Here is a 12,809-nt window from a genome sequence, read left to right as displayed (position 1 = left end):
TGCAATCCGAAGGCATTATGCTGGGTTGGATTTTTTTTATTAACAATTATTTACCAAGTATTTGGTAATTAATTTGGAATACAATAGGGTATTTTTGCCCACTCATACCCCTATATGCGTGATACTACTAAGATAAAGTTTATTTTTTTGTTTGTTTTGCTTGCCATAAATGTTTTTGCGCAAGAAAAAACCGTACTTAAAATAAAAGGAACGGTTACAGATGTACATGCAGTGCCTATTGATGGGGTTTATGTAATCCATTTGCAAACCGAAAAAGCAGTTGTAGCCAACTCAAGTGGAGATTTTGAGATCGAGGCTACTCTAGGCGAAACGTTGTTGTTTTCGGCAATGGGATATAAAAAAGTTTCGATTTTGTTGGCAGATGCCAATTTTGTCACTACAAAGCTTTTGGTTAAGATGGTTCCTGAGGTGCAGCACTTAGATGAAGTAGTTATAAAAACCTATAACAATATTAATGCTGTGGCTTTAGGGATTGTATCCGATAAACAAAAAAAGTATACTCCTGCTCAGAGACGATTAAAAACAGCAACCGGATTAGATCCAACCCCTGATGTAGGTTCCATGGCAGGTGGTTCTGTTAGTGCAGATGCTTTGTTTAATCTTTTGTCTGGACGAACTGCTATGTTAAAAAAAGAACTGGAAGTAGAAAAAAAAGAGCACTATTTAAAGCTGCTCCAAACGCTATTTGATACCAATCATTTTGTGCATAAACTGCATATTCCGGTAGAGTATGTAAAAGGATTTCAGTACTTTGCTGTAGAAAACACTAAATTCACCATTATTTTGGAGCAAAAAAACACTACCATAACCACCTTTTTATTAGGAGAGCTGGCGGTAGAGTACCAAAAAATAATTGCATGTCAGGATTAACTAAACAAGATGCTTGTGAGTCAAAACCTCTAAAAGAAAGCATCTGGGAAAGCTTCAGAAATTTTTTTCTTTTTGTAAAACAAATTGCTCTTTTGGCTTTTTTGGTTCTAAAACCTGTAACTTTACAACAAACTAGTGTTTTTTAAAATGTTTTTGTAGATAAAAACAAAAAATTCAGGTGGTTTGTAATAGGTTTTTGATCAAAAAATAGAATAAAATAAATAAAGATGAAAAGAGTACTTAAAATTGGTGTTTTACTGTTATGTTTTCAAATGAGCTTTGCACAAGCCGACAACAGAAAACCTTTGCACGGGCAGGTAGTTAATGCTTCTATTGCGCCAGAAAACGGCTATGTTATTAACATTACTGCCCAAACTAGAACCAATATAACCACAGACGGTTTTTTTGATCTTTTGGCCCAGCCAAAAGATGTATTGGTGTTTACTAGCGTGACTTTTGAACCTAAAAAGTTGGTTTTAACGGCGGCTAATTGTCTAGAAAAAAGTTTTCGGGTGTCTTTAAATATAGCCAATAATGAGCTCGAAGAAGTAGTGGTTTCTAATAGGTTAAAAGTTAATGCGTTAAGCGGGAGCTCCCAACGTTTTGTAGATAAAAAATATTTTGAGGACCAAAAATCTTCTCCCAAAAATAGTGCAATGCCTTCTGATGGGAGCATAGAATTGGGTATGGATTTTGTGCGTATTTTTAAAGAAATTAAAAAAATTCTTAAAAAAGAATCCAAAATACAAGCCGAAACACTCAACGATATTGCTTTTTCACAATATGTAAAAATTAATTTTGATCCGTTGTTTTTTGAAAGAGATCTGAAATTAAATAAAGACGAAATAGATTTGTTTTTGTGGTATGCATCCGAAGATAAGCAGTCTAGAGAATTTTTAGAGCCAGAAGATCGGTTTTTGTTAATGGATTTTTTGGTCTCCAAAAACAAAGATTTTAAAACCATACGTACTTTTGAAGAATGAAAAAAACAACCCTAACCGTATTGGTGCTTTTTTCTGTGTTGGCACTCACTTCCTTTGCGGCGCACAAGTTTTATATGGGTATTTACCAAATAAATTATGCTTCGGATAAAAAAATGCTTCAAATCACGAGTCGTATTTTTTTGGATGATATAAACAAAGCATTAGAAAAAAAATACCAAATTTCTACCCATTTGGGGACTCCAAAAGAAACTCCCCAAGAAGTAGCCTTGCTCCAAAAATACCTTTCTGAAAAGTTGGTAATAAAAGTAAATGGCGTAGCGCAACCGATGCATTTTTTGAACAAAGAAGTAGCCAGTGATGTATTAGTTTGCTATCTTAGTATTAAAGATCTTCGGAAGATAAAGAGTCTAGAGGTGTATAATGCGGTTTTAATGGATTTGGAATCAGAACAACAAAATATAGTTCACTTTACAGGCTTTGGAGACAAGCAAAGCCATCTTTTTACAGCATCCAATGCTAGGCAGATGTTAAAACTTTAAATTGGTATGGCTGTTTTGTACAAAAACAGTATTTTCACGCACTTAAATAATTTTGAATTCTTAGCATGAAGAAAATCACTCTTTTATTACTTTTTCCGGTACTATTAATCGCCCAAGAAAAAGCAACCACCGCAAACACGGCCCAGTCCGGAAGGTATGATACCAACAAATTTAGCCAAATGTATGATTTATTGGCTACCCCTAATATGTTTCGTACGGCTTCTGGAGCCCCTGGACCTGCGTACTATCAGCAACAAGCGGATTATAAAATGGATATTGAGTTAGATGATAAAAATGCAAAACTTCATGGCTCTGAGACCGTTACCTATTATAATAATTCGCCGGATAGTTTAGAGTATTTGTGGGTGCAGTTAGATCAAAATCAAATGGCTAAAGACTCTCAGACTCCTTTGGCGGAGAGCGAAAAAATGGAACAAACTTTTCCGCCAAGTAATTTTGCCGACAAATTTCTAAAAAAAGAATTGGAACGTGGTTTTGTTATAGAACACGTAAAAGACGCTAAAGGAGCTCCTTTATCCTATACCATCAACCACACCATGATGCGTATCAATTTAGCAAGTCCATTAAAGCCAGGAACTAGCATTTCTTTTGCAATAAAATGGTGGTATAATATCAATAATTACCAAACTGAAGGCGGGCGTTCTGGTTATGAACTCTTCGAGAAAGAAGGCAATAGATTGTATGTTATAGCGCAATTTTATCCCAGAATGGCAGTATATAATGATGTAGAAGGATGGCAGAACATGCAGTTTTGGGGTGGTGGAGAGTTTGCTTTACCATTCGGTAATTTTGATGTAAATATCACTGTACCAGCAGATCATGTCATGGAGGCAACCGGAGAACTGACCAATAGGAGTGAGGTGTTTACAGCTGCACAACTAAAAAGATACGAATTGGCTCAAAAAACATTTGACAAACCAGTAATTATAGTTACCCAACAAGAAGCCGAAATAGCCGAAAAAGGCTTTTCGGATAAGAAAAAAACCTGGAAGTTTAGTGCCAAAAATGTTCGTGACTTTGGTATTGCAACCTCCAGAAAATTTATTTATGACGCCATGGCAGTACAGCTAAACGATAAGGTAGTTATGGCTGCTTCGGTGTATCCTAAAGAAGCAAACCCATTATGGGAAGAAACCTCCACAAGAACCGTAGCGCATACCCTAAAAAGTTATTCAGCACATACCTTTGACTATCCATATCCTAAGGCTGTATCGGTATCTGCGGCAGACCAAGGAATGGAATATCCTATGATTTGTTGGAACTTTGGTCGTCCTGATGAAAACGGAAATACCAGCGAGCAAATCAAGAACGCTATGATTGGAGTAGTAATCCATGAGGTGGGACACAACTTTTTTCCTATGATTGTAAACTCAGACGAGCGACAATGGACTTGGATGGACGAGGGTTTAAATTCCTTTATGGAATACATGGCAGAAGTGGAGTTAGGAACCAATTTTCCTTCCAGAAGAGGTCCTGCCAGAAAAATTGTGCCTTACATGAGTGGGGATCAAAAATTTTTAGAACCAATTATGTCTAACTCGGAAGGGATCATTCAATTTGGGAATAATGCCTACGCCAAACCAGCAACGGGTCTAAATATTCTAAGAGAAACCATCATGGGCAGAGAATTATTTGACCATGCATTTAAGGTATATGCTAACCGTTGGAAATTTAAACATCCTACGCCAGAGGATTTCTTTAGAACCATGGAAGATGCCTCCGGGGTAGATTTGGACTGGTTTTTTAGAGGCTGGTTTTATTCCACAGATGTGGTAGATATTGGTATTAGTAATGTAAAGCAATACTACGTTACAGAAACTCCTACTCAAGAATTAAAAAACAGTCGGGTTAAAAAAGGCCGTTTTGATCTAGAAAAAGGCCCTTTTGTTTATTTGGTTGAAGAAGATAATAAAGAACTGCGTGCTAGAGATAAAAAAGCATTAAAAATAGAAGATGTAACCCTGTTGGCAGAATATGTTGCTACTGTTTCGGATACAGAAAAAGATGCCTTTAAAACACCAAAGTATTTTTATCAAGTAACTTATAACAAACCAGGAGGAATGTTAATGCCTATACTTGTTGCTATTACCTATGAAGACGATACGGTTGAAAATTTTAAATATCCAGCCCAGATTTGGAGAAAAAACAACCAAAATGCCGTAAAGGTATATGCTACCGAAAAGGCTATTAAAAAAATCCAGTTAGACCCAGAATTAGAAACAGCAGATATTGATCTAACTAACAATACATGGCCTAAAGAATCGCTAAAATCTAAATTTGATTAAATAGAATTCTACAAAAAAAAAGACACTTAATTGGGTCTTTTTTTTGTGATCAATTTAAAACAGAAGCATTCAAAAATTAATATCTTTGCGATAATAAAAAGTAAAAATTATGTTTGGCATAGGAGGAGGAGAATTAGTTTTCATTATGTTTATTGTGTTAATGCTTTTTGGTTCCGACAAAGTTCCAGAAATGGCTCGTACTATGGGAAAAGCGATGGCACAGCTAAAGCATGCAACAAATGATATCAAGAGCGAGATACAAAAAGGAGCCGAGTCTAATGGTTTAGACGCTAAATCCTTGTCGGATATGAGCGGAAATATACATTCTGAAATTAGTAAAGTAAAAGAGGATCTCTTAGGAGATTCTATAATTCAGGCCAATAAAGTAAAAGAAGACATCCAAGAAGTGACAGGACCTGTAAAACGCAACATGTAATGCTAGAACAATTACTATCCCTAGATACACAATTATTTATTTATCTCAATGGGCTCGGCTCTAGTACATATGATTGGTTGTGGTTGCGAATTACTAGACAACTTAATTGGACTCCGTTATTTTTGGTGTTGTTATACCTTATGCTTAAAAAATTAGGTATAAAACAAACCTTGTATCTGTTGCTTGCAATAGCAGTTTTAATAACTTTTTCAGACCAAGTAACCAATTTATTTAAAAACGGATTTCAGCGTTTGCGCCCATGCAACAATCCAGTTATCAAAGACAGTATCAGGATTGTTCAATCCAGGAGTTCTTACAGTTTCTTTTCGGGTCACGCAGCAACAAGTATGGCGGTTTCTGTATTTATTTACCACAATATCAAACATTATTTTAAATACGCTTATGTATTGTTTTTATGGTCTTTAGTGTTTGCTTACAGCCGTATTTATTTAGGATTACACTATCCGGTAGATATTCTGACGGGCTACCTTTTTGGGGCAACATCCGGTTGTTTGGCTTTTTGGTTGTTTCAAAATTTACAAAAAAAATACTTTCCAAAGGCTGTTTCCAAACACAACGGTAATCCAGTAAATTAATAATTAAGGAGTGAAAGACCTTGTTTTGAATTACTTTTTAGCCTAAAAAAAACTAGTAGAACAAACCTTTAACAGGAAATTCTACTAGTTTTTTTGTTTTTAATTTTGTTTAAAAAATTATTGTTTGTTTTTAAACACCTCTTGGTTAACTTCGTCAATGTAGCTTAAAAGCTCTTCTTTGCCAATAGATTCTGTTGCTGAGGTGACAAAATAATGGGGCATTTCGGCCCAATTGTTGGCAAACATATTCTTTTTGTACGAAGCAATATGCGAGTCAATTTTTACTCTACTAATTTTGTCTGCTTTTGTAAAAATAATACAAAACGGAATTTCGCTCTCTCCCATGTAAGACATAAACTCAATATCGATTCCTTGGGCTTCGTGTCTGATATCGATCAGTACAAAGGCGCAAACAAGCTGTTGTCTGGTTTCAAAATAATCCGTGATAAATTGTTGGAATACAGATTTGGTTTTTTTGGATACCTTAGCATAGCCATAACCTGGCAAATCTACCAAAAACCAATTGTTATTGATTAAAAAATGATTTATTAACTGCGTTTTTCCGGGTCTTCCGGATGTTTTTGCTAATTTTTTGTGATTGGTCAACATGTTTATCAAGGAAGACTTTCCTACATTGGACCTACCTATAAATGCGTATTCTGGCAAAAAATCTTTGGGACATTTAGTAACATCAGAATTGCTAATTACAAATTCGGCAGTATTGATTTTCATATTTTTATTTTTTGAGGCCTTTCTTTTTTTTCTAAAAAAATGCTTATAAATTGGTTGTAGTTAACCACTCTTCCAGTAGTCTATTAAACTCTTCGGGTTGTTCCATCATTGCGGCATGACCACATTTATCGATCCAGTATAAACTAGAATTAGGAAGCAGTTTGTTGAACTCTTCGGCCACATCCGGAGGAGTTACTTTGTCATTTTTGCCCCAGATGATACACGTGGGAACCTTCATGTTAGGCAGGTCTTTAGCCATGTTGTGGCGTATGGCACTCTTGGCAATTGTAAGGGTTTTAATTAATTTTATGCGGTCATTCACAGAGGCATATACTTCGTCGATGAGTTCTGGTGTGGCTACCTTAGGGTCATAAAAAACATCTTCTGCTTTCTTTTTGATGTATTCATAATCGCCCCTTTTGGGATAACTGTCCCCCATGGCACTCTCGTACAACCCGGAGCTACCAGTAATTACTAAACCAATTACTTTTTCGGGATACATTTTGGTATGGTACAATGCAATATGTCCTCCTAAGGAGTTTCCTAAAAGGATTACGTTATCAAATCCTTTAAAAGTAATAAAATCTTTGACGTATTTAGCAAAACTTTTGACATTAGTCTTTAAGATATTCTGGGTGTAAATTGGTAAGTCTGGAATAACTATTTTATACCCTTTTTCAGAAAAGTAACTAGCTACAGCATCAAAATTACTTAGCCCTCCCATCAGACCGTGTAAAATTACAATAGGCGTTCCTTCGCCAGCTTCATAATAGCTGTATTTACCTTCTTTTTTATAGTTTTTTTCCATGTGTTAAAATCCGAATTTTCAATTTTGACAAATATAGGATTTAATACATTAAAATGAATTTTTGCTAACTTTTTTTAAACAGATTATTTTCGATTTTGGGCTCTTTGAGTCTCTAAAGCATTTAATAGTTCTATGTTGGCTCTTTTTTTAAATTTTAGCAAGGCTTTAAAACACCCTTTGTGGCTTCAAAAAGGACTGGTGTTTTTGACTCCTTTTTGAGTACTGTGAATATTCTTACACTTAAGCCAATTCGGAGTTAAGTAGTTGATTGTCCAAAAATTAAGGGTTTTGATTGTAATGTGGGTAAACTTATCAACAAAGTGGGATATAGTGGTAAATAGTGGTAAAAATTTCATATTTTTGCCTCAATCATTTTATAAATTATTCTTTTGAACTCAATTGTTGGTACATACGAATGTAAGGTCGATGCAAAAGGGAGGGTTTTGTTGCCCGCACCCCTTAAAAAGCAGTTGGCAGCTTCACTTCAAGACGGATTTGTCTTGAAGCGTTCGGTGTTTCAGCCTTGTTTGGAGTTGTATCCTATGGAAGAATGGAATGTAATGATGCAAAAAATAAACAAACTCAATCGCTTTGTTAAAAAAAACAATGATTTTATTCGTCGGTTTACTGCTGGGGTAAAAATTGTAGAAATAGACTCTTTAGGCAGGTTGTTAGTGCCTAAGGATTTGATGCTTTTTGGAAGTATTGCCAAAGAGGTGGTTTTTTCATCGGCGGTTACTATCGTAGAGATTTGGGACAAAGATTTGTACGAAAAATCAATAAGTGGCGAAGATCTAGATTTTGCTGATTTAGCAGAAGATGTAATGGGAAATTTAAATGACGATGACAATGGAATATCATAATCCAGTTTTACTTCAAGAATCCGTAGATGGCTTAGATATTAAGCCCAATGGTGTGTATGTAGATGTAACTTTTGGAGGTGGAGGACACTCTAAAGAAATTTTAAGAAGGCTAGGGCCGGAGGGCAAATTGTTTGCTTTTGATCAAGACGAAGATGCCTTGGCTAACGCTCTTGCGGACGAACGTTTTGTGCTAATAAATGAAAATTTTAGGCATTTAAAACGATTTTTACGTTTTAATGGCATAAAAAGTGTAGACGGAATATTAGGTGATTTAGGCGTTTCTTCCCATCAATTTGATGTTCCAGAAAGAGGGTTTTCTACTCGTTTTGATGCAGAACTAGACATGAGAATGAGTCAGAAAAACAATTTAAACGCCTATAAAGTTGTCAACGAATACGATGACGAAAATCTAAGAAGAGTATTTCTGGATTATGGCGAGTTAAAAAGTGCACCTGCTCTTGCAAGAACTATTATTGCATCTCGAGAACTATGCCCAATTAAAACCACAGACGAGCTAAAAGAGGTTTTGGCAAAATACCTGCCAGAGAAAGTAAGAAATAAAATATTGGCCCAAATTTATCAAGCCATCAGGATTGAAGTAAATCAAGAAATGGATGTTTTAAAAGAATTTTTAGAGCAATCCTTAGAGATTTTAAACCCCGAAGGCAGGTTGAGCGTTATCTCTTACCATTCTTTAGAGGATAGGTTGGTAAAACGATTTATGAAAAATGGGTTGTTTGAGGGAGAACCAGAGAGAGACTTTTTTGGTAATTTTTCGGTTCCTTTTAAAACCATCGGTAAACTAATTATACCTAGTCCCGAAGAAATAAAAACAAACAATAGAGCCCGTAGTGCAAAATTAAGAATTGCCAAAAAAATATAATGCCGTAATGAAAACAGGAGTGTATGACATACTAAAAGCAAAATTTTTGATTGACGATGATGCAATCAAAAATTGGCGTTTTATTGTTTTTATTATTCTCTTGGCAATTATAATGATTGCAAATACGCAGCGCTTTGAGCAAAAAGTATTTAGAATTGCAGCGCTAACCAATGAGGTGAAAGAATTGCGTTCTGAATTTGTGGACCGTCGTTCTCAATTAATGAAGTTACGGATGGAGTCTACGGTTTCTCAAAAAATGATTGTAAAAAACATTTTTCCGGCCACGGTTCCTCCAGTAAAAATTAAAGTAAAAAAAGAAGAAGAAAAGAGTTTTTTAAAAAAAATATGGCAGTAGAAGATAAACATATATCCTACAGAATTTATCTAGTTGCATTTGCAGTCTTTTTGATGGCAATAGGCATTGCTGTGAAATTAACTAACATCCAGTGGGTTGAAGGGGCCTATTATAGAAAATTAGCCAAAGAAAGAACCGTCAAGAATTTTGTTATTCCAGCCAATAAAGGAAATATTTATTCTGCTGATGGTAGTCTGTTAGCCACCTCTATCCCTAATTACGAAATACGTTTTGATGCCGTGGCGCCCAAAGCAGCCGTATTTGAGAAAAACATAGGGCCGTTATCCGACTCCTTGGCTCGTTTTTTAAACAAACCAAGCAGCCATTACCAAAATGAATTACGAAAAGCTAGAGCAAATAACAATAGATATTATTTGATTTCGCGCAATTTGAGTTATACGGATTATATCAAAATAAAAAGTTTTCCACTATTTAAGCTTGGAGCCTATAAAGGTGGCATTATAGTGGAGCAAAAAACCGTAAGAGAGCATCCGATAGGCAAAATAGCCGAAAGAACCATTGGTTATGAACGCCTGAATTCCAACGGAGTTTTGGACGGAAAAGGCATTGAGTGGGCTTACCGAAAATATTTAAATGGCAAAGATGGGAAAATTCTTAAGCAAAAAATTGCCAAAGGACAATGGAAACCCATACGAGATGTTAACGAGGTAGATCCTCAAGATGGGTATGATGTAATCTCTACCATAGATGTATACATTCAAGACATTGCGCACCATGCTTTATTGAAGCAGTTGCAAGAATTTGAGGCAGACCATGGTTGTGTTGTGGTTATGGAAACCGAAACCGGAAAAGTAAAAGCTATTTCTAATTTAGGAAGAGCAAGTGACGGCAGCTACTACGAAACCACCAACTATGCCGTAGCAGAATCTCATGAACCAGGTTCCACGTTTAAGTTAGTGGACATGATGGCACTTTTGGAAGACAAGTTAGTAGATACCAGCACGGTTTATAACACCTTTGGGGGCGAAATTAGGTATTCTGGAAAAGCAGTTCGAGATTCTCGTAAAGGCGGTTACGGCAAAATTTCTTTGGCAAGAGGTTTTGAATTATCCTCCAATACGGTAATGGTTCAAGCGGTCTATCAAAACTATAAGGATAATCCAGCTCAATTTGTAGACCACATAAATTCTTACGGATTAAACAAAAAATTAAAAATGGATTTTGAAGGAGAAGGAAGGCCGTATATACCCCAACCTGAAGATAAATCTTGGAATACTATTTCTCTACCATGGATGGCATTTGGCTATGGAGTTTCTATAACACCGATGCAAACCTTGGCGTTTTATAATGCAGTAGCAAATAATGGCGTTATGGTAAAGCCACAATTTATTTCGGAAATCAAAGAATGGAATAAAACCATTTTAAAGGTAGACACCGAAGTAATAAACCCCCGGATATGCTCACCAGAGACCATCAAAAAATTAAAAGTAGTCCTTGCTAATGTGGTCAAAAAAGGAACTGCATCCAAGTTGTATTCCAAAGATTTTTCGATGGCAGGCAAAACCGGAACAGCACAAGTAAACTATGGCAAACGTAACGGTGCCGGAATGTATTATGCCTCTTCTTTTGTGGGTTATTTTCCAGCAGATCATCCTAAATACTCCTGTATTGTAGTGGTTCATAAACCAAGTACGGCCAAAGGAGATTTTTATGGAGCAGGTGTTGCTGGGCCCGTTTTTAAAAGAATTGCACAAAAAATCTTCACAGATGCCCCGTCTACCAATGAAATAACAGATTTAAACAAAAAAATAGTAAAGCAAGATAAAAGCTATAATGCATATTACACGGCATTACAAAAATCCAAAAAACGCATTCCTAATGTTAAAGGGATGCCAGGCATGGATGCAATTGCATTATTAGAAAACTTAGGATTTAACGTAAAAACCAAAGGGATCGGAAAAGTCAAAACGCAATCTAATGCTACAGATCAAGGAGCTATAAACAACAAAACCATAATACTCGAATTATTGTGATAGTACTTAAAGACATATTATACAAAGTAGCCATTGAAGCCGTAAACGGTGCTACAGATATTGCAGTCAATAAAATAGAATTTGACTCCAGAAAAATAGTGCCAAACGATGTTTTTGTAGCCATTAGAGGGACAGTATCTAACGGGCACGATTTTATTTCAAAAGCCATTGCGTTAGGAGCCAAAACTATAATTTGTGATACACTCTCCCAAAAACTAGAGCAGGGTATTACTTACATAAAGGTAAAAGACACCAATAAAGCGTTGGCCTATATGGCAGCTAATTATTTTGGTAACCCTTCCGGGAAATTAAAACTAGTAGGCATCACAGGTACTAATGGCAAAACCACTGTAGCATCGTTATTATACCAATTGTTTCAAAAAGCGGGTTACAAAGTAGGTTTGTTGTCTACGGTAAAAATCATGGTAGATACCCAAGAATATAAAGCCACACATACCACACCAGACTCCATTACTATCAACCATTATTTGCACGAAATGGTTGCCAAAGGAGTTGCTTATTGTTTTATGGAAGTGAGTTCCCACGGAATACACCAACAAAGAACCGAAGCACTTCATTTTACAGGAGGGGTTTTCACGAATCTATCCCACGATCATTTAGATTACCATCCTACTTTTGCAGAATATAGAGACGTAAAAAAGTCTTTTTTTGATAATTTACCTAAATCCGCTTTTGCATTATCCAATATAGATGACAAAAATGGAGCCGTAATGTTACAAAACACGGTAGCCCAAAAAAGCACCTACGCCCTAAAAACCTATGCAGATTATAAGGCACAAATACTTGAAAATCAATTGTCTGGTTTGTTATTAAAAATAAACTCCAATGAAGTTTGGGTCAAGCTCATAGGCAGTTTTAATGCTTATAATGTTTTAGCGATCTACGGCACCGCCTTAGCTTTAGGGTTAGAGGGACTAGAAACCCTTCGGTTGTTATCCAATTTAGAGAGTGTATCTGGAAGGTTTGAATATGTTGTTTCGGATAGCAATATCACGGCCATCATTGATTATGCACACACGCCGGATGCATTAGAGAACGTCTTAAAAACAATTCAAGATATCCGTACCCATAACGAACAATTGATCACCGTAGTGGGTTGTGGCGGAAATAGAGATAAAGCAAAACGGCCTATTATGGCTGGTATTGCCTCAGAGTTAAGTGATAAAGCAATACTGACTTCGGACAACCCTAGGGAAGAAGATCCAGAGGCTATTATTCAAGAAATGGAAACAGGAGTTGCAGCTCAAAATTATAAAAAAATACTGACCATTACGGACCGAAAACAAGCCATCAAAACCGCATGCCAATTAGCGCAACCCAAAGATATTATTTTAATTGCCGGCAAAGGACACGAAACCTATCAAGAAATTAAGGGCATACGCCACGATTTTGACGACATGCAACTAGTAAAAGAAATTTTAGAACAACTACATAAATAGTA

At 36.0% G+C, this 12,809-nt stretch carries 14 protein-coding genes; 12 read left to right on the top strand and 2 right to left on the bottom strand.

The window, feature by feature from the left end; all coding sequences use genetic code 11:
- Nucleotides 1-114 precede the first annotated feature (114 nt).
- The 7 genes from LB076_RS00765 (at nt 115) to LB076_RS00740 (ending at nt 5,712) form a co-directional block, all read left to right on the top strand.
- On the top strand, nt 115-891 hold the full coding sequence (locus LB076_RS00765) for a carboxypeptidase-like regulatory domain-containing protein (protein WP_066336221.1): 777 nt from the start codon (nt 115-117) through the stop codon (nt 889-891).
- Nucleotides 879-1,037 (top strand): hypothetical protein, encoded by a 159-nt coding sequence (locus LB076_RS13810; protein ID WP_157776662.1) that lies wholly within the window; start codon nt 879-881, stop codon nt 1,035-1,037. The genes LB076_RS00765 and LB076_RS13810 overlap by 13 nt, the downstream gene beginning before the upstream one ends.
- A gap of 81 nt (nt 1,038-1,118) precedes the next feature.
- Nucleotides 1,119-1,874, top strand: coding sequence for a BamP family beta-barrel-assembly machinery protein (gene bamP / locus LB076_RS00760; protein WP_066336224.1), 756 nt, complete (start codon nt 1,119-1,121; stop codon nt 1,872-1,874).
- Nucleotides 1,871-2,374, top strand: a complete 504-nt coding sequence (locus tag LB076_RS00755; protein ID WP_066336226.1) for a DUF6702 family protein — start codon at nt 1,871-1,873, stop codon at nt 2,372-2,374. The genes bamP and LB076_RS00755 overlap by 4 nt, the downstream gene beginning before the upstream one ends.
- Nucleotides 2,375-2,439: 65 nt before the next feature.
- Nucleotides 2,440-4,680, top strand: a complete 2,241-nt coding sequence (locus LB076_RS00750) for a M1 family metallopeptidase (RefSeq protein ID WP_066336228.1) — start codon at nt 2,440-2,442, stop codon at nt 4,678-4,680.
- A 109-nt stretch (nt 4,681-4,789) separates the two neighbouring features.
- Nucleotides 4,790-5,116, top strand: a complete 327-nt coding sequence (locus LB076_RS00745; RefSeq protein ID WP_066336230.1) for a Sec-independent protein translocase subunit TatA/TatB — start codon at nt 4,790-4,792, stop codon at nt 5,114-5,116.
- Nucleotides 5,116-5,712 carry a phosphatase PAP2 family protein gene (locus LB076_RS00740; RefSeq protein WP_066336232.1) on the top strand — a complete coding sequence of 199 codons (597 nt, stop codon included), beginning with the start codon at nt 5,116-5,118 and terminating at the stop codon, nt 5,710-5,712. The genes LB076_RS00745 and LB076_RS00740 overlap by 1 nt, the downstream gene beginning before the upstream one ends.
- A gap of 117 nt (nt 5,713-5,829) precedes the next feature.
- On the opposite strand, the gene yihA is transcribed toward LB076_RS00740, so the two are convergent.
- The gene (yihA, locus tag LB076_RS00735; RefSeq protein WP_066336236.1) at nt 5,830-6,444 is read right to left on the bottom strand and encodes a ribosome biogenesis GTP-binding protein YihA/YsxC; all 615 of its coding nucleotides are present in this window, start codon (nt 6,442-6,444) and stop codon (nt 5,830-5,832) included.
- Nucleotides 6,445-6,487: 43 nt separating this feature from the next.
- A complete protein-coding gene (locus tag LB076_RS00730) occupies nt 6,488-7,252 on the bottom strand; it encodes an alpha/beta fold hydrolase (protein WP_066336238.1) in 765 nt (254 codons plus the stop codon).
- A gap of 389 nt (nt 7,253-7,641) precedes the next feature.
- On the opposite strand from LB076_RS00730, the gene LB076_RS00725 reads away from it, so the two are divergent.
- The 5 genes from LB076_RS00725 to LB076_RS00705 are packed head-to-tail and all read left to right on the top strand — an operon-like array spanning nt 7,642 to nt 12,807.
- A complete protein-coding gene (locus LB076_RS00725; RefSeq protein WP_066336243.1) occupies nt 7,642-8,115 on the top strand; it encodes a division/cell wall cluster transcriptional repressor MraZ in 474 nt (157 codons plus the stop codon).
- Nucleotides 8,090-8,998: a 16S rRNA (cytosine(1402)-N(4))-methyltransferase RsmH gene (rsmH, locus tag LB076_RS00720; protein WP_176699286.1), complete on the top strand. Its 909-nt coding sequence runs from the start codon at nt 8,090-8,092 to the stop codon at nt 8,996-8,998. The genes LB076_RS00725 and rsmH overlap by 26 nt, the downstream gene beginning before the upstream one ends.
- 7 nt (nt 8,999-9,005) lie before the next feature.
- Complete coding sequence (locus LB076_RS00715; protein ID WP_066336429.1) at nt 9,006-9,353, top strand: FtsL-like putative cell division protein; 348 nt, start codon at nt 9,006-9,008, stop codon at nt 9,351-9,353.
- Nucleotides 9,344-11,347: a penicillin-binding protein gene (locus LB076_RS00710; RefSeq protein ID WP_066336247.1), complete on the top strand. Its 2,004-nt coding sequence runs from the start codon at nt 9,344-9,346 to the stop codon at nt 11,345-11,347. Before LB076_RS00715 ends, LB076_RS00710 begins: the two co-directional genes overlap by 10 nt.
- Nucleotides 11,344-12,807 (top strand): UDP-N-acetylmuramoyl-L-alanyl-D-glutamate--2,6-diaminopimelate ligase, encoded by a 1,464-nt coding sequence (locus tag LB076_RS00705; protein WP_066336249.1) that lies wholly within the window; start codon nt 11,344-11,346, stop codon nt 12,805-12,807. Before LB076_RS00710 ends, LB076_RS00705 begins: the two co-directional genes overlap by 4 nt.
- The last annotated feature ends 2 nt before the right edge of the window (nt 12,808-12,809 follow it).

Source organism: Flavobacterium crassostreae (genome assembly GCF_001831475.1).
In the GTDB taxonomy this organism is placed as follows: domain Bacteria; phylum Bacteroidota; class Bacteroidia; order Flavobacteriales; family Flavobacteriaceae; genus Flavobacterium; species Flavobacterium crassostreae.
This window is presented reverse-complemented; position numbering and strand designations above follow the sequence as displayed.

Coding starts and splice junctions, on each gene's coding strand:
- LB076_RS00730 (WP_066336238.1), bottom strand. CDS start 7,252: ATGGAAAAAAACTATAAAAAAGAAGGTAAATACAGCTATTATGAAGCT.
- yihA (WP_066336236.1), bottom strand. CDS start 6,444: ATGAAAATCAATACTGCCGAATTTGTAATTAGCAATTCTGATGTTACT.
- LB076_RS00745 (WP_066336230.1), top strand. CDS start 4,790: ATGTTTGGCATAGGAGGAGGAGAATTAGTTTTCATTATGTTTATTGTG.
- LB076_RS00710 (WP_066336247.1), top strand. CDS start 9,344: ATGGCAGTAGAAGATAAACATATATCCTACAGAATTTATCTAGTTGCA.
- LB076_RS00740 (WP_066336232.1), top strand. CDS start 5,116: ATGCTAGAACAATTACTATCCCTAGATACACAATTATTTATTTATCTC.
- LB076_RS13810 (WP_157776662.1), top strand. CDS start 879: ATGTCAGGATTAACTAAACAAGATGCTTGTGAGTCAAAACCTCTAAAA.
- LB076_RS00750 (WP_066336228.1), top strand. CDS start 2,440: ATGAAGAAAATCACTCTTTTATTACTTTTTCCGGTACTATTAATCGCC.
- bamP (WP_066336224.1), top strand. CDS start 1,119: ATGAAAAGAGTACTTAAAATTGGTGTTTTACTGTTATGTTTTCAAATG.
- LB076_RS00715 (WP_066336429.1), top strand. CDS start 9,006: ATGAAAACAGGAGTGTATGACATACTAAAAGCAAAATTTTTGATTGAC.
- LB076_RS00755 (WP_066336226.1), top strand. CDS start 1,871: ATGAAAAAAACAACCCTAACCGTATTGGTGCTTTTTTCTGTGTTGGCA.
- rsmH (WP_176699286.1), top strand. CDS start 8,090: ATGACGATGACAATGGAATATCATAATCCAGTTTTACTTCAAGAATCC.
- LB076_RS00765 (WP_066336221.1), top strand. CDS start 115: ATGCGTGATACTACTAAGATAAAGTTTATTTTTTTGTTTGTTTTGCTT.